This window comes from Dorea sp. 210702-DFI.3.17, assembly GCF_020560825.1.
GTDB classification, from domain to species: Bacteria; Bacillota; Clostridia; order Lachnospirales; family Lachnospiraceae; genus Dorea; species Dorea formicigenerans.
The window spans coordinates 27,239-50,741 of sequence record NZ_JAJCNB010000013.1 but is presented as its reverse complement, the minus strand read 5'-3'; the positions used below and the strand labels follow the sequence as shown (position 1 = coordinate 50,741).

Below are 23,503 nucleotides of genomic sequence, written 5' to 3'. Positions count from 1 at the left end.
ATGTTTTCACCAGAAGAACTCAAACGAATCTTACAGGAAAGTGATGTTATAAAAAATGTAAGCATTATAAAAGAGGCTAAATTATTTGAAAATGTCTATCAGACAGTTTTGCAGGGAGAACTGGTAATAAATGAAAGAGAATCGTTTGTTGTATATATAGCAGTTCCGGAAAAATGGTATAGAGATTTAGTGGATATATATGTTGCAGATTATAATGAACTTGTTTATATGCCGCATATAGATAATAAAGGAAAACTGTGTTTGTTTGAAACGGAAGGTATTTTGATAGATCAGAATTTACCTGGAATTATGATGCAATCATTATTGCGTGCACAGACAATTTTGAAACAAGGTTTTTCTGGAGAAAATAAAAACGATTTTATAAATGAATTTGAATTATACTGGGCTCAACTGAAAGATTGCAGAATTGCACATTTGGCAGTAGAAACAGATAGAAAAAATCGTATCGTAAAAGGGGGCATTAAAAAAAGTTCCAAAAGGAAAAAAGAAAAACAGATAGAGTATATAAAGAGATGCAAAAAAGCACCGATTTATATTGGAGAAAATGTTGAAAGTTTAAAACGTTGGAATCTGGAAAAAACGCCAGTCATGAATATAGCATATTTTGTAATATATTCTGAAAAATATATTTTCCCACCGGACATAAGAAAAAAACTGTCGATAGATTATTTGAATGCTCTTTTACATTTTGTGCCGGAGGGAGAACTTGCTTCAATTATGCCACGTTCTCGACAAGATAGAATTATTGTGTTTGAAATTCATCAGCCATCAGGACAGACACATTTTGTAGGAATGTATATAAAAGGTGGCATGTTAAAAGAGACTTCTCTGGAAAAAGTAGAAGAATTGCAGCCGTTGCTTATGGAAAAAGCTGATAAAAAGTTTTTGATGAAGCGTGTAACAGAACAGGACAGCGAAAACTATAAAAAAAGAATACTTATAATAGGCTGCGGTTCGATTGGTGGACATGTTATATGCGAGCTCGCAAAAGCAGGATATGAGGATCTTACTATTGTTGATTATGAGAAGTTGACGGAAGAAAATATATTCAGGCATGTGTTGGGAATGGAATATGTTAATCGTTACAAGTGCGAAGCTTTGAACACATATATACAAAAAAATATTCCGGAAGTAAAGATAACGACGTTGGCGGAAAGAATTGAAGATGCAATTACAGAAGAAGATATTAATTTTGAAGACTATAATCTGATTATCTCAGCGGCAGGAAATCATAATTTAAATCGTTGGATTAATTCATGGATACAAAATAACAAAATCAAAGTGCCGGTTGTTTATTTGTGGAATGAAGTATATGGTATTGGAAATCATGCTGCATATATAAAATATGGAAATTGTGGATGTTATGAATGTTTTTTTGACCGGGATGAAGAAACAGGAGAACTATATGACAAAACATCGTACTGCATGAGGGGACAGATTATAACGGAAAGTGCGGGAGGGTGTGGAAAGACTTACGTGCCATATGGAAATTTGGTTTCACTAAAAACAATGTTACTTTGTTTAAAGATGGTCAAAAATATTTTTGAAGAAAACCTCGATGACAATTTACTGATATCTTTAAAAGGAGATAGTGACTATCTGGAAAAACATAATCTGGAAACATCTGGCCGATATTTGCGACAACAGGAACAGATTAAAATATTGACTGGTAAGCAATTTGTAAATATTAATTGTGGTGTATGTAATGATTGTAACGGAAAGTAAAAACAGAAAAATAAAGATATGCGATCAAATATTGGAAGAAATATATAGTCAGATCCAGAAGAATGATTATGATCCAGAGAAAGGTGGAATTATAGTCGGACGGGAAAATCTGAATAATGAAAATATAATTCTTGAGTATATATCTAAACCATTAAAAAATGATATATGTACCAGAACCAGATATACCAGAAAAGATGAAGGGCATTTAAAATATTTTGAAAAATTGTATAATGAAAATAATGGTGTGTATGCATATTGGGGGGAATGGCATACACATCCGGAAGATATACCACATTATTCAATTATAGATTTAAAAAATTGGAAACGTATTGGTAAAGAAGATCCTAAAGGGGTACAATATCATATCATTGCCGGACGTAAAGCATTCAGCATATGGAGAATGCAAAAAGGAAAGCTTTGCCCGAAAAAAATATGTGAGGTAAAATGGAATGAAATCAATTTATGAAAGGATAAAAAATAATATCAGACCAATATTACAACTTCTGTTGCTTGTTGGTGTGTTCTTTGCTCCGAGAATATTTAAAATTACAGAGTTAATAAAGACCCCGCCTAAGCTGGAAGCGTCACAAAAAATATGTGATTATATTTTTTACTTTGCCTGGAAAGGTGGAGATTGGGCAATTGGTGTTTTCTTTTTAATAGTAGTATTGTTTATAATTAGAAAGTGGAATAAAACATATATGTTTAATAGAGGAAACTATTATAAACAGTACAGATATGGGTGGTATCGGATATGTTCAAAGATATTGGGGTACTCGGAATGTAACCTTATTCAGGTGCCGATATATATGCAATTTAAACTGGTGCTGAATGATACGTTCGATAAATATAATTGCGGAGAGTTTGATAAAAAAGAAAATGATACCATTTCAGTAAGTAAATCAAATTTTTCGCATGAAACAGATGAAGTGAATGTAATGATTTCTGATACATATCCTCTTTCATTGAGCCAATTACCGGAAATAAAGAAAAATATACCGACATTATTAATATCGCGTAATAATACTAATGATGTTAACAGATATGATAGTCCTGAATTAGTAAGGTGCGTTGTTAATGAAGTCAGGAGCTTAAATAATAATATAAAAAAAGTAAATGTTTATGCCACAACTAATCCATTAAATACAAAGAATATTGCCAGCAGTGCTTTTAAACTTGGAGGAAGAGATAATTTTAATGAAGTAAGAGTTTTCCAGCAAGAAAGGGATGGAATAAGAAAATTTAATAATAAGGGAATTGTCGTTTATAAAAGATAAGTCAGTGATAACACCATGATAACAAAATCCCCAAAAACCACACGGATACAGTGGAAAATCCGGACTTTCCCCCACAAATCACACGAAAAATCATCATTTGCACACCGCAATACGCCAGTCTGATATCGTGAAGGTGGACGTACTGTAGGATCAGGACGTGTTGCTACAATCATCGAGTAATTAATACGCGATAATAAAGTATAATGCGCCGATTAAGGTGATAAAAGAGAGACTTGCAAGTTTTACTTGCAGGTCTCTTTTGATGTTGTGAAAGCGTTTAGATGAGGCTGTCAGTGGCAGCGTACTATAAGGAAAAGAGTGGTTGATTACAGACAGAATTATCTATATAATATAATGAAAAACAACAGTGAACTATGAGAAGAATAAGAGATAAGGCGGTGTGCTATGAAGTTCATGCATATATCGGATCTTCATCTTGGAAAACGAGTGAATGAATTTTCTATGCTGGAAGATCAGAAGGATATTTTAAGAAAAATATTGAAAATTGCAGATGAAGAAAAGTCGCAGGCACTTCTGATCGCGGGAGATGTCTATGATAAGTCCATACCTACGGTGGAGGCAATCCAGCTTTTTGATGATTTCCTGTGTGAGTTGTCGAAGAGAAAAGTGCAGACATTTATTATAAGTGGAAATCATGACAGTGCGGAGAGAATGGCATTCGGTGGACGTCTTATGAAAGAAAGCGGTGTATATGTTGCACCGGTGTATGCGGGGAAAACCCAAGCAGTTGTTCTGGAAGATAAATGGGGACCGATAAATATTTACTTGCTGCCTTTTGTGAAGCCTGCAAATGTAAAGAGATTTTTTGAAGATGAGCAGATAGAAAATTATACAGATGCCATACGAGTGGCTGTGGAGCAGATGAAATTAAATACTGACGAGAGAAATGTATTAGTGACGCATCAGTTTGTGACAGGAGCAAAAAGAAGCGAATCGGAAGATATTTCTGTTGGTGGAACAGATAATGTAGATGCGTCTGTTTTTGATGCGTTTGATTATGTGGCGCTCGGACATATACATGGACCACAGAAGATTGGAAGGGAGACGGTACGTTACTGTGGAACCCCTTTAAAATATTCTTTTTCAGAAATTCATCATAAAAAGTCTGTGACGATTGTGGAGATGAAAGAAAAGGGAAATGTAGAGATTAGCACAAAAGAATTAGCCCCTCTTCGTGATTGGTGTGAGATGAAAGGGACTTATATGGAACTGACTGAAAAGGCATACTATGAAAATCTTGATCAAGACAGCTATATGCATATCACATTGACTGATGAAGAGGATATTCCGGAGGCAGTACGAAAACTGCAGGTGATTTATCCGAATTTAATGAAACTGGATTATGACAATCAGAGAACAAGAGGAAAAGCTGCATTTCTGGAGGCTGCAGAGGCAGAAGAGAAAACTCCATTCGATATTTTTGAAGAATTATACGAAAAGCAGAATAATCAGGAAATGAATGAAGAACAAAAGAAACTTATTCATGACCTGGTAGAAAAAATCTGGGAGGGTGGACATTGAGACCAAAACGATTGAAACTATCTGCATTTGGACCTTATGCAAGTATAGTTGAATTGGATATGGAAAAGCTTGGAATGAAAGGTCTTTATCTGATTACCGGGGACACAGGAGCGGGAAAGACAACTATTTTTGATGGGATTGTTTATGCTTTGTACGGGCTGCCAAGTGGGGAAAATCGAGAACCGGCAATGCTTCGCTCAAAATATGCAGAAGCGCATGTGCCTACGGAGGTGGAACTTTTTTTTGAAAACGGTGGACAGGAGTATAGGATCCGTAGGAATCCAGAGTATGAACGTCCAGCAAAAAAAGGTGGAGGAATTACACTGCAGCGGGCGGAAGCGGAACTGATTTATCCAGATGGACGAGTTGTAACAAAGCAGAAAGAAGTGAACAAAGCAATTATCGAAATTCTGGGACTGGATAGAAATCAATTTCTTCAGATTGCTATGATTGCACAGGGAGATTTTTTGAAACTATTATTGGCAGACACAAAGGAACGGCAGGGGATTTTTCGCGAGATTTTTAAAACTGGTTACTATCAGATCCTTCAGGAGAAACTAAAAAGTGAATCAGGTAAACTTTCGGATGAACTGGAATTTGCAAGAAGAAGTGTGGATCAGTATCTGGAAGGTGTGAGTGTAGACTTTACTCAGATTCCGCTTACAGAAGCAATTGATGAAATTCAGAATCTAGTGGAAAAAGATCAGTTGGATGTGGAAAACTTGAGTGAAAAAATAAAAAATGTGCAAAAAGAGTTAGAGAAAGTACAGGAACATTTGCAGAAAGCACAGACGAGATCTCAGACACTTCGTACGCTGGAAGAGGCAGAAACAAAGTATAAGAAAGTCAAGATTCAAGAAAAAGAGCTTTCCGCAATTTTGAAATTTCAAGAGAAAAAACAAACAGAACGTGATGGGCTGGAAGCAGCGATTGCACATATACAGGAAGAAGTGTTGGTTTATCAGAAGCTGGAAGAAAAGAAAAAGAAATTAATAGAAAGAAAAACATTTCTTGAGAAACAGGAAAAGAAGCTCTTGAATCAAAAATTAGAGATAGAAAAACTTCAAGAACATTTACAGGAAGACAAAACTGAAGAAAAAATGTTGGAAAATGAACCGAAGAATCAGGCGGAACTACAGTTTCAGAAAGAAAAACTGGATCTGAAAAAAGAAGAACTGGATTCATTTGTGAAAAATATAAAGCAGTATCAAACATTATGTGGAAATCTTACAAAGTTTCAGAAACAATATGTGGATAAAACGCAGATGGCACAAGCACGAAAGGAAGAATACGACCAGGCATATCAGACATTTTTAGATGGACAGGCAGGGGTACTGGCGAGACATTTGAATCCTGGAGAGCCATGCCCGGTGTGCGGTTCCAGAGAGCATCCGAGGAAGGCTGCAGCTATGGAACATGTGCCATCTCAGGAAGAGCTGGATCAGTTGCAGGAGCATTTGGAACTGGCACGGACAGAGATGGAAAATGCAAGTAAAAAAGCAGCGGAATTGGTGGGAAAAGTGGATCTGCAAAAGAAACAGATCATGGAAAAGCTGCACGAACTGGAAAAGGAGAAGATGTTAGCAGAGCCAATGGAATCAGAAAATTGGAATGTGCAAGACATTCAAAGCCAGATCCATAACAAGCAGGTAGAACTTGCAGAGCAGGAAAACAAGCTTACAGAGCAGATCCTGGATAATACCAAAAAGGTCAAATATTATAAAAATCTTCAAAAGCAAATTCAGAATACAGAAAAGATGATCGTGGAGAAGCAGGCAGAGAGGGAGGATTTGAGCGGAAAAATTACAGCGTTGAATGCTGAAATACAGACGGAGAGCAGGCAGCTTGAAGAACAAAGCCAGAATCTTAAGTTTGAAGATGGGGAATTGGCGGAACAGGAGCTTCGCAATCTGCAGATAAAGAAGGTACAGTTAAAGCAGCAATATGACGAGGCACAGAAAAATGTACAGAAATGCAGCGGTGAGGCTCGAAAACTGGAAGGACAGATGGAACAGTGCCGCAAACAACTAGAAAATTTGGGAGAGTTTAGCGTAGAGAAAGAACAAGATGAAAAAAGATGTCTGGAAGAAATGCGGACAGAACAGGAACAGTGCTTAAAAGACATACAGGTACGTCTTGCAGCGAATCAGAAAGCATTGGCGAAAATCCAGAAAAAGTCAAAAGACATTATTGAACTGGAACAAAAATGGACTATGGTAAAGGCATTATCTAATACGGCTAACGGGAACATTTCCGGAAAGGAAAAAATCATGCTGGAGACCTATGTGCAGATGACATATTTTGACCGGATACTGGAGCGCGCAAATGTGAGATTTATGGTTATGTCGGAGGGGCAGTATGAGCTGGCAAGAAGTATTGCAGCAGGGAATAACCGGAGTCAGAGTGGTCTGGAACTGGATGTAATTGATCATTATAATGGGACAAGACGAAGTGTCAAGACACTATCCGGAGGTGAATCCTTTAAAGCCTCCCTATCCCTGGCACTGGGTCTGTCAGACGAAGTTCAGTCCAGAGCCGGAGGAATAAGGCTGGATACGATGTTTGTGGATGAAGGATTTGGTTCACTGGATGATGAATCCCTAGAACAGGCAATGAAAGCACTTGCAGGGCTCTCAGAAGGAAACAAGCTAGTGGGAATCATCTCACACGTTGGCGAATTAAAAGAACGCATCGATAAACAAATTATAGTGACAAAAGAAAAAGCAGGGGGAAGCAGGGCGGAGATTATTTGAAAGGAAATTACTCAAATCATTTTGCAAAGAAAGAAGGTTGTCTGGTTCTATAAATTGAGGTAAGATAGATGTAACAACATGCGAGGGAGGCAAAGTGATGTTATATATTGGTGTTGATCTTGGAACTTCTGCAGTGAAACTTTTACTGATGGATGGGAACGGAAACATTCAGAAAATTGTATCAAAAGAATATCCATTATATTTTCCATACCCGGGCTGGTCAGAACAGAATCCACAGGATTGGTTTGCGCAGTCAATGGAAGGAATAAAAGAACTGACATCTGAATGTGATAAAAGTCAAGTGGCAGGAATTAGTTTTGGTGGTCAGATGCATGGGCTAGTTGTACTTGATAAAGAGGAGCAGGTAATTCGTCCGGCAATTTTATGGAATGACGGAAGAACTACAAAAGAGACTGACTATTTGAATCAGGTCATCGGAAAGGATAAATTATCCGAGTATACAGCAAATATTGCGTTTGCAGGTTTTACAGCGCCAAAGATCCTCTGGATGAAGGAAAATGAACCGGAAAATTATAAAAAAATCTCAAAGATTATGCTGCCAAAAGATTATCTGGCTTACCGGCTTTCAGGTTCGTTTTGTACAGATATGTCAGATGCTTCGGGAATGCTGCTCATGGATGTGGAAAACAGATGTTGGTCAAAAGAAATGTTAGATATATGTGGTATTACAGAAGAACAGTTGCCAAAATTGTATGAAAGTTACGAAGTAGTAGGAACTTTACGGCCGGAAATCGCAGAAGAACTGAGATTTTCAGAAAATGTAAAGGTAATCGTAGGTGCTGGAGACAACGCAGCAGCGGCAGTCGGCACAGGAACGGTCGGAAACGGAAGATGTAACATTTCCCTTGGAACATCAGGAACAATCTTTATCTCCAGTGAAAAATTCGGAGTAGATAAGCATAATGCCCTTCATTCATTTGCGCACGCAGACGGACACTATCATTTGATGGGCTGTATGCTGAGCGCGGCGTCCTGCAATAAGTGGTGGAATGAAGAAATTCTCGGAACAAAAGATTATGCCGCAGAGCAGACGGACATAAAAAATCTTGGAGAAAACAGAGTTTTTTATCTTCCATATCTGATGGGAGAACGATCTCCACATAATGACCCAGACGCGAGAGCCATGTTTATCGGTATGTCCATGGACACAACAAGGGCAGACATGACACAGGCAGTGTTGGAAGGCGTAGCATTTGGGCTTCGTGATTCTCTGGAAGTGGCAAGAAGTCTTGGTATTCAGATTGACCGGACAAAGATCTGCGGTGGTGGTGCAAAAAGCCCACTGTGGAGAAAAATTATTGCAAATGTCATGAACTTAAAAGTAGATGTGATTGAAAGCGAAGAAGGACCGGCACTTGGCGGAGCAATGCTGGCAGCAGTTGGATGTGGAGAATATCCAGATGTAGAGACGATTGCCGAAAAGCTTGTAAAAGTTGTGGATACAATTGAACCGGAACCAGAACTTGTAGCGAAGTATGAAGAAAAATATCAGAAATTCAGAACAATTTATCCTACAGTGAAAGAGTTGTTCTAGAAATAAATGACAATAAGGAGGCAGAAATTATGAAAATTGCAATTGGATGTGACCCAAACGCAGAAAATGAAAAACAGGCACTCATGAAATTTATCGAGGATAAAGGACTCGGTGAGGTGGAAGATTTCGGAAGTACAGATCCAATCTATGCAAATGTTGCAATTAAAGTTGGAGAGGCAGTTGCTTCGAAAGAATTTGACAGAGGAATCCTTCTTTGCGGAACAGGACTTGGGGTGTCTATAGCGGCAAATAAAGTCAAAGGTGCCTATGCGGCGCTTTTGACAGATGCTTATTCAGCAGAGAGAGCTCGCCTAAGCAATGATGCAAATATTGCGTGCATGGGAGCATTTACAACAGGAAGCAAGGAACGGGAACTCTTTACACAGATTTTCTTGACGAATGAGTTTGTACCAGGATGTGGATCTCAACCAAAGGTTGATGCATTTAGAAAATATGATATGGAACGCAAGTAAAGTACATTTATAAAACATCAATAAAAGGACAAGAGGCAAGCATCAGCTTCTTGTCTTTTTGCTTTTAACTATGTTTTTGTAGAATCTGAAAACAGAGGGAACGAATTTTCGGTTGCGAGATATATTTTTAACATCTATAATAATACTATGACCATTATCGAGGAAGGAGAGTAACCAGAATAATGCAAAACAAAAAATGGCGGGTGCTGATCGTAGATGATGAATTTAGAATAGGCAGGTTAATAAAAAAACTGATTCATTGGGATGAGTTTGCATTGGAATGCGTAGATGTAGTCGATAATGGAGGAACTGCATTTGAAATCATACAGAGTGACAGATGCCCGGATGTTGTAATTACGGATATCCGTATGCCGAAAATTAATGGATTGGAATTAATTGCAATGACACGCGAGATTCATAAAAATATGAAATTTGTGGTCATTAGTGGATATAAAGAATTTGAGTATGCTCATCAGGCATTACAATATGGTGTGGAAGACTATCTGCTGAAGCCAGTTAATGAAGAAGAGTTAAATCGGGTTTTGAAAAAAATTTCTGATGAGCTCACTGTACAGTGGAGGTCAGAACGAGAACATCAGATACTAAAGGAAACAATATCACAGAGCAGACATATTATAAAAAGAGATTTCCTTAAGAATATCATAGAGACAGAGGAACCAGAAGAAGTGGATGACAGGGTAGAATTTCAAGGAGAAATTTACCGGGGAATGGATATAAAACTGGATTATATCGATTATAACAAGAAAGACAAAAAACAGGATAAGCTTACGATCACACGAGTTGAGGAGATTGTAGAACGAATACTGAAAGTAGATACAGAAGAAGTTCTGCTTTGTGAAAAGGAAAATTTACATATATATTGTCTGTTTAATTACGATTTCAGTAAAAAGAAAAATATCAAGAATAGTATTAATGATATTTTGATTGAGATCAAAGATTATCTTATGGGGTTTGAACAATACGAAGTATCAATTGGAATCGGAATGGAGAGAAAAGAATTTGCTGAGATCCGTTTTTCGATAAAGGAGGCCCATCGTGCAGTTGGCAATCGTATTAAGCAGGGAGTAGGTCGTGTAATCTATGCGGAGACAATCCACCCGAGCACAGGAGAAGAATATTTGACAGAAGAAGAGAAAGACTGGATTCGTGGTAGTATTGAAAGTTATTGCGTGGATACATTAGACCAATGTATTAATCAGATGTACAGCAGATATATCATTCAGGATGATCAGGATTATTCGGTTTGTTATGATATGGCAGAGGAACTGGTGAATTATTTCTTTAGCCAGGTTCAGGAACAAGAAGAAAACGAACGGGAGAGAAAGGAGACGCTTTCTAATTGTCAACATTGTTATACGATTAGTGCTTTAAAGAAAGTTTTGAAGAATAATCTTGGGAAATTTGTGGAAGAAAGTAAAGAGGCTGCAGAGGCGGAATCTGTAAAACCGATTCGTCAGGCACAAAAATATATGGAAGAACATTATAATGAAAAAATAGTATTAGAGGATCTGGCGGAAATTGTAGGATTGAATCCTGTATATTTTAGTGTATTATTCAAGAAAGAGACAGGAATTAATGTTAGTGCATATTTGTTGAATGTGCGGATGGAAAAGGCGAAAGAATTCCTTTGTAATACAAATGAAACTATTGCAGCTATTGGTGACAGAGTAGGGTATAAAGACTCTAGATATTTCAGTCAGACATTTGCGAGGCAAGTGGGTGTAAAACCGGCGCTGTATCGGAAGCTTCACTCATAGGGGGAATTTTGATGAAATTTGGAAAGAAATTAGAAAGGCTTCTTTTGGCAGAAATGGGAGTCTGTCTGATTGTTTTGTTGCTGAGTGTGTCGGACAGATGCTCGAGTATGGCAATTTTATTGAGCACTTTGTTTCAGATTTTTATAATAATTTACATAATTGTTGTGCTTGTACATCCGTTACAGGCTTATGCCAGAATTCTGGAACATCTTAATAAAACAGAGTTTGAGAGAGAAAAACTTAGAATGGCACCGGCGGGAGTTCCTTTTGTAAAAGAAACTTATAGTTTGCTGGATCGCTATGCCGCTTATAAGACAAGGAAAAATAATGCCCAGATTTTAAACAAGCATACTGAACTAACAGCATTGCAGAGCCAGATTAATCCACATTTTTTATATAATACGCTTGAGACAATCCGAGGGCAGGCTCTGATTGATGATAATGAAGAGATTGCAAAGATGGTGGAAGCGTTGTCCGCATTCTTTCGCTATAGTATCAGCAGGAAGGGAAATCTTGTGACACTTAGAGATGAGCTGGCAAATATAGAAAACTATATGCTAATTCAGCGATATCGTTTTAATAACAGATTCTCAATGGAAGTATTAATAGATGAGGAAGATGAAGAGGCGTTTGATTTTTTAATACCCCGTCTGATTATTCAGCCGGTTGTTGAAAATGCAATTTTTCATGGTCTGGAAGAAAAGTTGGAAGGTGGAAAAGTTACAATTGATATAATTGTGACAGATAAGAATTTGATTTTGATGATTTCTGATAATGGAAAAGGGATGGATGTGAATACGCTGAAAGAATTGAATGCCAGAATTCAATCTAATAATGTGGAATTGGATGATAGAGAAGAACGTAATCAGAGAAATACAGGAATTGCCCTTCCTAATATTCATAAGAGAATCCAACTTTTATTTGGAGAAGAGTATGGTGTGAATGTATATAGTACTGCCGGACAAGGAACGGATGTAGAAATCACGATTCCGGCAAATTATAAAACTGACCGGGAGAAAGATCATGAAGAAAGAATTGTTGAGAATTAATCGTTTGAATTATAATTATACCCGGACAAGAAAGCTCGAGAATGTATCATTTTGTATTCTGGAAGGAGAATGCATTGGATTTCTCGGGCTTAGTTATTCTGGAAAAGATTTGATGACAAGTTTGTTGCGAGGAGAACTTACGGAGGGAGACGGAAGTGGCGCAATTTATTTGGGCGGACAGAAAGTGAATGACTGGGAAGTGCTTGGAAAAGAAATATATTATATGTGTCCGGACAATTATGTGATAGAAGATTGGACAGTTGCAGAATATCTTTGCCTGGTTGATTCGGGATGGGCAGGTTCATTTTGGAGAAAAGGAGTACTGAATGAAGAAGCAGGAAAATACTTTGAAGAACAGGAATTGGATTTTGATATTTCCAGTCGTATAAGAGACCTTTCTGAGTTGGAAAAACGGATTGTTGATGTAGTGAAGGCATATCGTAAGGGCGCGAGGATTATTATTATTGAGGATGAATTTGATGGTGTAAGTCAGACAGATATTATTAAATTTGGAAAAATTATACGCAGACTGATTCAGAGGAAGCTGGGCGTGATTGTGAATAGTAATTCGAATTTTATTATGTCGGAATTGTCTGATAAATTCATTATATTTGATAGAGGACATGTTGTGAAAAAATGTGCCAGAGAGTATATCAAAAATGAAGAACAATTAGAACGTTTTCTTCTTGGGGAAAACGTATTGCCGTCAAGGGAAAAAATAGAAGAACGAACAGAGATGTCCTGGAAAGAGGAAGACATTGTATACAGAATTAGAAATTTAAAAATTTTTCAAGATGATGTTAAAAATCTGAACTTTGCCAGAGGAGAAGTTGTAACATTGCTTACGCTCAACAGAAGAAAAAAAGAACTCCTTTTTTTAATCTTGTCGGGACGTATTAATGTTGAAAATGTTCATTATATTTTAAATGGAGAACGATATGACAATATAGATTGCAGCGAACTGACCAGAAAAAAAGTAGTGTCTGTCAGGGCGCTTGGGAGCCGAGAAGAAGTGTTTGAACATATGACTGTGGGAGAAAATCTGATGCTTCCTTCATTGGAGAAAATTTCATTTTGGGATTATATTCGTTCTTCAAGAAATATCCGGAAGATGATCCTGGAAGAAAATCATAACTTAAAAGATGTGAAAGCAGAGGGGTTGGGAATCAATGAGCGGATTCAAATGACTTTGGAACGCTGGTATATTTTTAATCCAATGGTATTGATTTTGTTTGAGCCATTTGCTCTGTGCGATGTAAACGGAGTGGATATAGTAAAAAAATATGTTAAAAAATTCTCAAACAATGGCGCAACAGTAATAATTGTAAGTACAAGAGAAGAATATATAGAAGATATTTCAGACCAAATCATACATATTGGCTAGTCTCCTAAAAATTCTCACACCTTTTCTAAATTTCCTCACATTGGAAAAACATGTTTATGATTTTATAATATAATTATTCCAAGAGAGAACTCAGAAAAAGAGAAAAAGGAGGAAAAGAAATGAAAAAGAAAATTTTAGCAGTGTTGTTATCAGCAGCTATGGTTGCTGCAATGGCAATGGGATGTAGTTCAGGCGGAGGTTCATCAGCAAAATCAGATGGTGAAAGCAAAGGAAAAGCAGAGGATATGACATTCGTTGTTGTTCCAAAATGTGTGCATGCTTGGTTCGATGAAGTAAATAAAGGTGCACAGAAAGAGGCAGATCTTCTTTCTGAACAGCTTGGGGTAGATGTGAAGATTGATTATCGTGCTCCAGAGTCAGCAGAAGTATCAGCTCAGAACTCAACACTTGAGCAGGCAGCTGCTACAAACCCAACAGCTATCTTGCTTGACCCAGTTGATTATGATGGAAGCGCAGATATCATTAAAGAGATTCAGGACAGAGATATCCCAGTTATCTTGTTTGATGCTCCTACACCAGAAGGAAGCGGACTTACATCTGTAGGTAATGACTTTGCAGAGCAGGCAACAATCGCTGTTGACATGCTTGTTGAGAAGATGGGAACAAAAGGAAAAGTTGCAGTTATGCAGGGTGCTCCTACAGCTCCTAACCATGCAGAGAGATATCAGGCACACTTAGATGCTCTTGCAAAATATCCAGACATTCAGGTAATTGATGGTGGTATTGACAATGATAACGTTGAGACAGCTCAGTCACAGGCAGCAGCTGTACTTGCAGCAAATCCTGACCTTACAGGATACTTAAACTGCGATGCATGCGGATCTGGTGTTGCAGCAGCAATCGAAGAAAAAGGTATGCAGGATAAAGTAACATTCGTAGCAATGGATAACCTGATTGAGATCCTTGATTATGTTAAGACAGGAACAATCACAGCTACATCTTCAACACTTCCTCAGGAGCAGGGTATGTATGCAGTATTAATGGCATATCAGGCAGCTCAGGGAATGCCTCTTCCAGCAAATGTTGATACAGGAATCGGACGTATTACAGCTGACAACATTGATGAGTGGATTGAGATTGTAAGTGCTAAATAAGTAAAAAGTTAAAGTTTTAAGATGACTACTAAGCGGGGACTTGTGACTGGATTTATTCAAGTTACTCGTCCCCGCTTCTTGAGTAAGGAGCATATCTATGAAAATATTAGAGGCGAAGAATATTACAAAGATGTTTCCGGGAGTTATCGCCCTGGATTCAGTAGATGTAGCCTTTGAACCAGGAGAAATTCATGCGATCATCGGAGAAAATGGAGCGGGAAAAAGTACACTGATCAAATGTCTTACCGGAGTATATGAACCGGAAGAAGGAGAAGTCATGATCGGTGGAGAAAATGCGATGAAGAATAAAGCACTCTTTGACAAAGTTGCGTATGTCCCACAGGAGATTGACCTGTTTGGTTATATGTCTGTTGCAGAGAACTTATTTATTCCGTATGAAAAATCAGGTGTCAAAGGAACTGTAAACCAAAAGGAACTTGAGAAACGGGCAATTCCGATTCTGGAAAAATTCTCGATTCCAGTAAAACCAAATGAATTAGTAAAGGATATCTCCATATCTTCTCAGCAGCTTCTTCAGATTGCCCGTGCAACTGTTCATGAAGATTATGATGTATTGATGCTTGACGAACCGACAACAAGTTTGACGAGCAGAGATACAAAGATATTGTTTAACATAGTAGAGAAAATAAAGAAAGAAAATAAGGCGATTATTTTTATTTCACATAAATTGGAAGAAATTTTCCAACTGGCGGATGTAATTACTGTTTTTAGAAACGGTAAGAAGGTTGCATATTCAGAGATTAAGGATGTAGATACTAACTGGGTTATCAAACAGATGACAGGTCGGGAACTGAATCAAAATGAGAGATTCTATTCTACAAAGGTATCTGACGAGGTGTTGCTAGAAGTAAATAATCTTACAGGTGAGAGATTTACCAATGTTAGTTTCAAACTGAAAAAAGGGGAAATCCTTGGGTTCTCTGGACTGGTCGGTGCTGGACGAAGCGAAGTTATGCAGGCAATCTTTGGATATCTTCCTGTATATAAAGGTTCGGTTAAACTGGACGGAGCGGACTGGAAACTTGGAGATACAAACTATTCGGTTAAGAATGGATTTATTTATCTTCCAGAGGAACGGAAAAAGCAGGGAATTTTGCCAGTGCTTTCTATTAGAGATAATATTTCTGTGTCAGTTTTGGATAATCTGAAGAGTGGAATCAGCATTTCTAGAAAGAAAGAAAATGAACTGGCAAAGAGTGTAATTGAAACTTATGATGTAAAGACACCGGGGGCAGACAAAGAAATTCAGTTTCTGTCAGGTGGTAACCAACAGAAGGTTATTATCGGGCGTGCCATGGCTTGTAAGCCGAAACTCCTGGTATTTGATGAACCGACAAAGGGAATTGACGTAGGAACAAAAACTGAAATTTACCGTCTTATGAAGAAGCTTGCAGAAGAAGAGGGAATCGGAATCATCATGATTTCATCTGAGATGGAAGAGATTAAGAAGTGCTCAAATAGAGTCATTGCAATGTATGAAGGTAAGATTGCAGGAGAGTTTGACGAATACACGGAACAGCAATCTATTTTGGGAGCAATTATTGGAGTGAATTCCTAATTACATTTTACAGCTGTATCAGAAAGTGATTCAGCTGGAGGAAAATAATTACGTAAATTCTTAGAAGGATGAAAGAGGAGTTTTAATATGAGTAGAGAAAATGAAAAACAAAAATCAGGCAATGCATTTATCAATGCATTGAAGAAAAGTAATATGACTGCGATGGCAGCAATATTAGTCGTTATGATTATTATTGCAAGTATTATATCTCCATATTTCTTAAATGTGTACAACCTGCAGTCAGTATTGCGTGATTTAGCATTCGTAGGTATGATTGGTATTGCTCAATCATTGCTTTTGCTAGTTGGAGAGTTAGATTTATCAGTAGGTAAGATTGCCTGCTTATCTGGTATCTTAACAGGCATGTTGATGGTAAATGTAGGACTGAATCCATGGTTGTGTCTTGTAATAGGACTAATTCTTGGATTATTGTTCGGATTTATCAATGGTATTATTATTACAAGGCTTCGTTTGAATTCAATGGTTGCTACAATCGGTATGCAGGGTGTATATGGTGGTATTAACTTGGTTATCACAAAAGGAAAAGCTGTTACAGGTATTCCAGCTGATACACAGGCACTTGGAAAACAGTCTATCGGACCTATACCAATTCCGTTTATTATTTGTCTTGTTGTTTTGATCCTGATTTTATTTATGGTAAAGAAGACAAAGACGGGTCGTTACATATATGCGATTGGTAACAGTAAAGAAGCAGCTAAGATTCTCGGAATCAAAGTAGATCGTATTCGTGTTATGATTTACTCTATTGTTGGATTTATTTCTGCACTGGCAGGACTTCTATATGTATGTCGCCTTGGCTCTGCACAGACAGCCATTGGTGAAGATTGGCCAATGAACTCTATAGCTGCATCTGTTATTGGTGGTGTTGCTCTTACAGGTGGCGTTGGTAATCCGGCAGGAGCTCTGATTGGAGCAGCTGTTATTACAATTATCCAAAATATTATTGTACTGTTCGGCGTTAACTCTTATTGGCAGTCAGCAGTTAGTGGTATTGTCGTAGTACTTGCTATTTCCTTCAGCTCTATTTCCACTATCGTTCGTGAAAACAGACAGAAGAGAATCAAATTGAACTAAACAGACAGATATTTATAGGACTGGTGGATGTTTTGCAATATTGCCAGTCCTGAATCTTAAAAGGGGGAACGTAAATGAAATTAGGATTAAATCTTTCGTTTGCAGTAAAACGCTGGTTGGATCCAGTTGAATTAGCAAAGATGATAAAAGAGGATTTTGGAGTAGATCATGTACAGTTCACATGGGATCTGATTGATCCGTGGTGGCCGCAGGCACAGAGAGATGTTATGGTCTATCAATATAAAGATGCATTTGCAGATGCAGGAATTACAATCGATGCAACATTTGGTGGACTTGCATCCTATTCTTACGCCCATTTGCTGGCACCGATAAAAGTACAAAGGGATATCGCTTTTACATTTTTTAAAAGAGCAATTGATATGACTGTTGATATGGGAGCAAAAATCATGGGAACACCTGTCGGTGGTATGGATTACCATGATGCGAGAGATCCGCAGAGACGTGAAGAACTTTATCAGGATATGCTTGAGTATTTAAGGAAACTTGCCGAGTATGGAAAAACGAAAGGTTTGGAAGAGATTCACATTGAGGCAACACCTTTGATTACGGAATTTCCACATAGTCCGGAAGTGTCAGTTCAGATGATGAAGGATTTGGAAGGTACAGATATTCCAATCAAACTTTTGGTAGACTGGGGACATGCACTTTATAAACCACTTTTAAAAGAAGAAGCAGATATTGAACTCTGGTTCAAACAGTGTGCTCCATATATCGGTTCTATTCATTTACAGCAGACAGATGGCCAGTGGGACAGACATTGGGATTTCACTCATGAAGGAGGAATCATTACACCGGAGTTGATTAAAAAAGCAACAACAGAAGCAGGGCTGGATGATATTACACAGTACTTGGAAGTTGTAACAATATTTGAAGATGATGACGATGCTGTCTATGAAGGCATGAAGAAGACAATGGATTATCTTCACAAAGAACTTGGATGTTAGGAGGCGGGAAGCATGGATTATAAAGAAACTTATGAAAAGATCCTCGGAGAATACAGACAAGTATTTGAGAGAGTCGACCAGGATAATATGCGCGCATTTATTGACGAAGTAAAGGCACATGACCGCATTTTCCTAATTGGTGTTGGACGTGAAGGTATGGCAACCAGAGCATTTGCTATGCGACTGATGCATATGGGAAAAGAAATTCATTGGATTTGGGATGATACAACACCATCTATCGGAGAGGGAGATTTACTGATTGCGACTCTTGGAGATGGACGTATCGGGCATATTAATTACATTTGCGAGCGTGCGAAAGAAGCAGGGGCAATGATTTATGTTGTGACAGGATCTCCAAGTGGTGACACTGCAAAAAATGTTGCGGATAAAGTATTTTTCGTGCCGGCAGCAGTATATAGAGGAACAGATGATGTAGTTCCATCCTTCCAGCCAATGGGAAATCTCTTTGAGCAATGTTTGTTGATATTATTTGATATTATTATCATGACAATTGTGGATGAGACACCGGGGCTTACATTTGAAAAAATGTCGAAGAATCATCGTAATGTTGAATAATTATAAAGAATGTACAAGGAGGTACCACAAATGGGAACAAAAAAGATCTTAAATAAGGATGTGTCAAATGTTGTAGAGGAAAGTCTTGCGGGATATCTGATGGCTTATAGAAAATATTATAAAAAAGTCGGTGAGTACAATGCATTTACCTATAAAGGGCATAGAAAAGATAAAGTTGCCCTTGTAATTGGTGGAGGAAGCGGACATGAGCCGTTGTTTACAGGATATTGCGGAGCAGGACTTGCTGATGCAGTTGCATGTGGAAATGTTTGTGCATCTCCGAACCCTGAATTGATCATGGAAGCTGCAAAGGCAGTAGATCAGGGAAAAGGTGTTCTGTTTGTATATGGAAACTATGCAGGAGATAACCTGAACTTTGATATGGCAGAGGAAATGTGTCAGGCAGAGGGTATGAAGACAGCCCATGTGCGTGAGTGGGATGACTTTGCATCTGCACCAAAAGAGAGAATTACAGATCGCCGTGGTATTGCCGGAGACGTATATACAATCAAGATTGCCGGAGCTGCGTGTGATGCAGGGTTGAGCCTTGAAGAAGTTGTTCGTATTACAGAAAAAGCTAGAGATAACACAAACACAATTGGACTTGCAACATCTCCGGGAACACTTCCGGGAAATGATAAACCGACATTCGAAATCGCAGATGACGAGATGGAATTTGGAATGGGACTTCACGGTGAACCGGGAATTGAGCGTACAAAGATGATGCCTTGCAGTGACATGGTTGATCGTATGTATAAAGAATTGAAAGAAGAGATGGGATTAAAAGAAGGAGATGAGATTGCAGTTCTTGTCAATGGACTTGGTTCCACACCACTTCTTGAGTTGAACTTGGTGTTCTATGAGTTACATAAACGTATGCATAAAGATGGTCTTAAAATCTATGACACAGAGATTAAGACATATTGTACATGTATGGAAATGGGTGGATTTTCCATTACTTTCTTGAAATTGGACGATGAACTGAAACCGTATTATGATGCACCATGCTATTCTCCGTATTATGCGAAAGGTTCTGTATCAGGAGAAGCAATCGAGGATGATGGTGAGGACGAGGAAATCGAGTTTGATGAAAACGATGTTAAGCCAGCTGAAATCGTAAGAAGTAAAGAAGGAGAGTTGACAGAACTTAACGCAGAAGATACAAGAAATATGCTGCTTTATATCGCAGATAAAATTATTGCAAATAAGCCATATCTGACAGAGATTGACAGTGCTATCGGTGATGGAGATCATGGAATCGGTATGGCAGGTGGAATGCAGAAGGCAAAGAAGAAACTGCTTAAGATGGCAGGTGAGGAGAATGCTTACCAGCTCTTTGAGACGGCAGGACAGGCAATGCTTATGTCTATGGGTGGAGCTTCAGGAGTTATCTTCGGAAGTCTGTATCTGGCAGGAGCAAAAGGTATGGATCCAAAGTCTGTTATTACATCAAAAGATCTTGCCGACATGGAGAAGAAGAGCCTGGAGGCAATTCAGGAAAGAGGAGGAGCACAGGTCGGAGACAAGACTATGGTAGATGCTCTTTCACCAGCAGTAGATGCACTTGCAGCAAATGCTGATAAAGGTCTTCTTGAAATGTTGAAGGCGGCTGAGGCGAGCGCAAAGCAGGGTGTTGAAGATACAAAGAAATATGTTGCAAAATTCGGACGTGCAAAATCGCTACTTGAGAGAGCGATTGGACATCAGGATGCAGGAGCAACATCTGTATATCTGATTTTCCAGGGAATGAGAGAATTCGTGGAAGGAAAACTTGCATAAAACTGTGTAGTATAGATTACTGAAAAATTGAAGACTTATATGATGATGTGGCGTGGTGAAATAGCCACGCCGTAGTGAAAAATGGGAGAAAAGAATGTTAGCGACGTTAAAAGAAGTACTTGAAAAAGCAGAACAAGGTAATTATGCAGTAGGAGCATTTAACTGTACTTCTCTGGAGTCTGGAATGGCAATTGTGGAAACAGCAGAAGAGCTCAATAGTCCAGTGATTTTACAATATGCAGATTCCCATAGACATCTGATTTCTATAGATGTTATTGGACCGATTATGTTACAGCTTGCAAAAATAGCGAAAGTACCAGTCGTAGTACATTTGGATCATGGCGCAAGTATTGAAAGTTGCAGACATGCAGTTGATATGGGATTTACTTCTGTGATGTATGATGCATCTGCGAAGCCGTTTGAGGACAATGTAGCTGAAACAAGAAACGTTGTGGAATATGCACACGAAAGAGGTGCTTCAGTAGAGGCGGAACTTGGACATATATTGACTTCCAAAGCAGGAGCTGCTGAAGGCAATGGGAAATCCTATACTCGTGAAGAAGCATATACAGATCCTGAGATGGCAAAAGAATTTATCGAAAGGACAAATGTGGATGCACTTGCAATTGGATTTGGAACAGCGCATGGAATTTATACGGAAAAACCCGTATTGGATTTGAACCATATTGCGTTGATAAAAAGTGCAAAAGATATTCCATATGTTATGCATGGAGGTTCCGGACTCAGTGAGGAAGAGTACAGAACAGCAATTCATAACGGAATTCGTAAGATTAATTACTATACTTACCTGTCATTGGCTGGTGGAAGAGGTGTGATGCAGTATCTCGAGGATAAAAAAGATAAGGATGCAATTTACTTTGAAGATATAGCAAAAGCAGGGATTACAGCAATGAAGGCAGATGTGAAAAGAGCAATGAAGATTTTTGAATCGGATGGAAAAATATAACCATCGGCGTACTTATAGATATGCTTAAGATAGCAGAAAATCCCTGGTGAAAACCGGGGATTTTCTGCAAGAAATCCCAATTGCGCTAATTAGTAAAAATGAATATAATAAATTTATTTAGATCAGGAACAAAAGGAGGTAAGACATGAGTAAAAAATTATATTTTGGAAGTAATTTGAAAATGTATAAGAATATTAAGGACACGGTAGAATATCTTCAGAAATTAGTAGAGAATACGAAAGATATCAGCCGGGAAGAGATAGAATTATTTATTATCCCGTCTTATACCACTCTTGAAAGTGCTACGAAAAATGTTGACCGCGCTTATGTAAAGCTGGGCGCTCAGAATATGTGCTGGGAAGATGAAGGACAGTTTACAGGAGAAATTTCACCGCTTATGCTAAAAGAGTTAGGGTTGGATCTTGTAATGATCGGACATTCTGAGAGAAGACATGTGTTTGGCGAGACTGATGTTGAGGAAAATAAAAAAGTAAAAGCAGCTTTAAACCATGGCTTTACAACACTTTTATGTATTGGTGAAACAGCAGAAGAAAAAGACTTTGGAATTAGTGCAGAAGTCCTTCGGACTCAGTTGAAAATAGGATTTCATGATGTTCCGGTATCTCAGGTTCCGAATATCTGGGTTGCATATGAGCCGGTATGGTCTATTGGTGTAAACGGAACTCCGGCATCGGCAGATTATGCAGAGAAGATGCACAAGGTAATTAAAGCATGTTTGAGAGAAATTTTTGGTGATGTTGCTGATGAAATCCCTGTATTATATGGAGGAAGTGTAAATCCGGGAAATGCAAATGAATTAATTGTTCAACCGTCGATAGATGGGTTGTTTACGGGAAGAGCAGCATGGCAGGCGGACAATTTTGATAAGTTGATTCGTGATGCAAAGGCAACATATGAAGCAAAGTAAAGAATGTTAAAAAGTAAAGGGGGCAAAAATAAGCCCCCTTGATTTATAAATTTTTAAGCAAATCTTTTAACGTTTTCTCAACAGAATCTGTCGTGTGTGTTGCGTAATCAGCAACGCCGGTGGCAGCAGTCGTCATAGCATAGCTTGTGTTGGACAGCTGCAACATTTCCAAATCATTGTACTGATCTCCGAATGTGATACCATTCTTTGGATCCATGCCAAGGGAAGATACGATATTGGAAAGAGCAGAACCTTTATTGGCATTCGGAGCAATAAAATCAATCCAGATATTTCCAGAGGTTACAATCTTGATTCGATCACCGAAACGTTCTTGAAAATAGGCGCGAAGACGTTTTTCGGTTCCATCAAAATCACATACTGCGATTTTGATAAAAGGCTCCTTGATATCACGCACATTTTGAACAACGTCCATGTCATAACCGACATCGTTACGGATATGATCGATGTAGTCAGAATCTTTTGAGTCGGTATATCCGGTTCGGGCTGTAGAAATTAAAGTGTGGCAATGACCATATTCTTTTGCAGCGTCTGCGATTTCATAGATAAGACCAGTATCAATATGTCCTAATGAGACAATCTTGCCATCATGTACACACATAGATCCATTTTCTGCAACATAGGAGATATCATCCTTCACAGGGGCAAATAGACGACGGAGATTTTTGTACTGGCGGCCGCTGGCTGCAATAAAATGTATTCCATGTTCTTTTAACTGACGGATAATGTCAAATAATTCTGGATTCAGTTCAGTCGCGTGACCATGAAGTAAAGTTCCGTCTACGTCGCTGGCAATATATTGTATCATAGTGTTCCCTTTCTGTATTTATGTATTAATTGTCGTACCTGTGTTGATAATAGAAATCTTATCTATTATAATATAAAAAGGCGTCAAAGAAAAGACGACAATGAAAAGAGGAGGCT

The 23,503-nt window shown here is 38.3% G+C and carries 20 protein-coding genes; 18 read left to right on the top strand and 2 right to left on the bottom strand.

The genetic code is table 11. The features are described from left to right. The 3 genes from LI149_RS08390 to LI149_RS08380 are packed head-to-tail and all read left to right on the top strand — an operon-like array spanning nucleotide 1 to nucleotide 3,023. Nucleotides 1–1,746, top strand: a complete 1,746-nt coding sequence (locus LI149_RS08390) for a ThiF family adenylyltransferase (RefSeq protein ID WP_227086709.1) — start codon at nucleotides 1–3, stop codon at nucleotides 1,744–1,746. Continuing rightward, on the top strand, nucleotides 1,727–2,212 hold the full coding sequence (locus LI149_RS08385; RefSeq protein WP_118045941.1) for a Mov34/MPN/PAD-1 family protein: 486 nt from the start codon (nucleotides 1,727–1,729) through the stop codon (nucleotides 2,210–2,212). Before LI149_RS08390 ends, LI149_RS08385 begins: the two co-directional genes overlap by 20 nt. Then, nucleotides 2,196–3,023 carry a hypothetical protein gene (locus tag LI149_RS08380; protein ID WP_072446966.1) on the top strand — a complete coding sequence of 276 codons (828 nt, stop codon included), beginning with the start codon at nucleotides 2,196–2,198 and terminating at the stop codon, nucleotides 3,021–3,023. The genes LI149_RS08385 and LI149_RS08380 overlap by 17 nt, the downstream gene beginning before the upstream one ends. Here the strand turns inward: LI149_RS08380 and LI149_RS08375 are convergent. Further along, complete coding sequence (locus LI149_RS08375) at nucleotides 3,011–3,196, bottom strand: hypothetical protein (protein ID WP_227143205.1); 186 nt, start codon at nucleotides 3,194–3,196, stop codon at nucleotides 3,011–3,013. The two genes, LI149_RS08380 and LI149_RS08375, sit on opposite strands and share 13 nt — an antisense overlap. Before the next feature lie 232 nt (nucleotides 3,197–3,428). Between LI149_RS08375 and LI149_RS08370 the strand changes: the two genes are divergently transcribed. The 15 genes from LI149_RS08370 (at nucleotide 3,429) to LI149_RS08300 (ending at nucleotide 22,561) form a co-directional block, all read left to right on the top strand. After that, a complete protein-coding gene (locus tag LI149_RS08370; RefSeq protein ID WP_227143204.1) occupies nucleotides 3,429–4,565 on the top strand; it encodes an exonuclease SbcCD subunit D in 1,137 nt (378 codons plus the stop codon). Further along, nucleotides 4,562–7,318 (top strand): SbcC/MukB-like Walker B domain-containing protein, encoded by a 2,757-nt coding sequence (locus LI149_RS08365; protein WP_227143203.1) that lies wholly within the window; start codon nucleotides 4,562–4,564, stop codon nucleotides 7,316–7,318. Before LI149_RS08370 ends, LI149_RS08365 begins: the two co-directional genes overlap by 4 nt. A gap of 97 nt (nucleotides 7,319–7,415) precedes the next feature. Next, nucleotides 7,416–8,873 (top strand): xylulokinase, encoded by a 1,458-nt coding sequence (gene xylB / locus LI149_RS08360; RefSeq protein ID WP_227143202.1) that lies wholly within the window; start codon nucleotides 7,416–7,418, stop codon nucleotides 8,871–8,873. A 29-nt stretch (nucleotides 8,874–8,902) separates the two neighbouring features. Beyond that, nucleotides 8,903–9,346, top strand: coding sequence for an RpiB/LacA/LacB family sugar-phosphate isomerase (locus LI149_RS08355; RefSeq protein ID WP_118001470.1), 444 nt, complete (start codon nucleotides 8,903–8,905; stop codon nucleotides 9,344–9,346). A gap of 182 nt (nucleotides 9,347–9,528) precedes the next feature. Then, nucleotides 9,529–11,124, top strand: a complete 1,596-nt coding sequence (locus LI149_RS08350; RefSeq protein WP_227143201.1) for a response regulator — start codon at nucleotides 9,529–9,531, stop codon at nucleotides 11,122–11,124. 11 nt (nucleotides 11,125–11,135) lie between these two features. Next, a complete protein-coding gene (locus LI149_RS08345; protein WP_227143200.1) occupies nucleotides 11,136–12,173 on the top strand; it encodes a sensor histidine kinase in 1,038 nt (345 codons plus the stop codon). Further along, nucleotides 12,148–13,557, top strand: coding sequence for an ATP-binding cassette domain-containing protein (locus tag LI149_RS08340; protein ID WP_227143199.1), 1,410 nt, complete (start codon nucleotides 12,148–12,150; stop codon nucleotides 13,555–13,557). The genes LI149_RS08345 and LI149_RS08340 overlap by 26 nt, the downstream gene beginning before the upstream one ends. Before the next feature lie 119 nt (nucleotides 13,558–13,676). Beyond that, a complete protein-coding gene (locus LI149_RS08335; RefSeq protein ID WP_168933010.1) occupies nucleotides 13,677–14,672 on the top strand; it encodes a substrate-binding domain-containing protein in 996 nt (331 codons plus the stop codon). A gap of 97 nt (nucleotides 14,673–14,769) precedes the next feature. Next, nucleotides 14,770–16,251: a sugar ABC transporter ATP-binding protein gene (locus LI149_RS08330; RefSeq protein ID WP_118001475.1), complete on the top strand. Its 1,482-nt coding sequence runs from the start codon at nucleotides 14,770–14,772 to the stop codon at nucleotides 16,249–16,251. Nucleotides 16,252–16,338: 87 nt separating this feature from the next. Further along, entirely contained in the window at nucleotides 16,339–17,346 is a 1,008-nt protein-coding gene (locus LI149_RS08325; protein WP_227143198.1) for an ABC transporter permease, read from the top strand. Nucleotides 17,347–17,420: 74 nt separating this feature from the next. Beyond that, nucleotides 17,421–18,311, top strand: coding sequence for a sugar phosphate isomerase/epimerase (locus tag LI149_RS08320; RefSeq protein ID WP_168933009.1), 891 nt, complete (start codon nucleotides 17,421–17,423; stop codon nucleotides 18,309–18,311). Nucleotides 18,312–18,323: 12 nt separating this feature from the next. Next, nucleotides 18,324–18,887: an SIS domain-containing protein gene (locus LI149_RS08315; RefSeq protein WP_021840246.1), complete on the top strand. Its 564-nt coding sequence runs from the start codon at nucleotides 18,324–18,326 to the stop codon at nucleotides 18,885–18,887. Nucleotides 18,888–18,917: 30 nt separating this feature from the next. After that, nucleotides 18,918–20,666, top strand: coding sequence for a dihydroxyacetone kinase subunit DhaL (dhaL, locus tag LI149_RS08310; RefSeq protein WP_105309747.1), 1,749 nt, complete (start codon nucleotides 18,918–18,920; stop codon nucleotides 20,664–20,666). Nucleotides 20,667–20,760: 94 nt separating this feature from the next. Further along, nucleotides 20,761–21,633 carry a class II fructose-bisphosphate aldolase gene (locus tag LI149_RS08305; protein WP_227143197.1) on the top strand — a complete coding sequence of 291 codons (873 nt, stop codon included), beginning with the start codon at nucleotides 20,761–20,763 and terminating at the stop codon, nucleotides 21,631–21,633. A gap of 145 nt (nucleotides 21,634–21,778) precedes the next feature. Continuing rightward, complete coding sequence (locus LI149_RS08300) at nucleotides 21,779–22,561, top strand: triose-phosphate isomerase (protein WP_021840243.1); 783 nt, start codon at nucleotides 21,779–21,781, stop codon at nucleotides 22,559–22,561. A 43-nt stretch (nucleotides 22,562–22,604) separates the two neighbouring features. Here LI149_RS08300 and LI149_RS08295 read toward each other — a convergent pair whose 3' ends face one another. Beyond that, on the bottom strand, nucleotides 22,605–23,387 hold the full coding sequence (locus tag LI149_RS08295) for an HAD family hydrolase (protein WP_168933007.1): 783 nt from the start codon (nucleotides 23,385–23,387) through the stop codon (nucleotides 22,605–22,607). Nucleotides 23,388–23,503 lie beyond the last annotated feature (116 nt).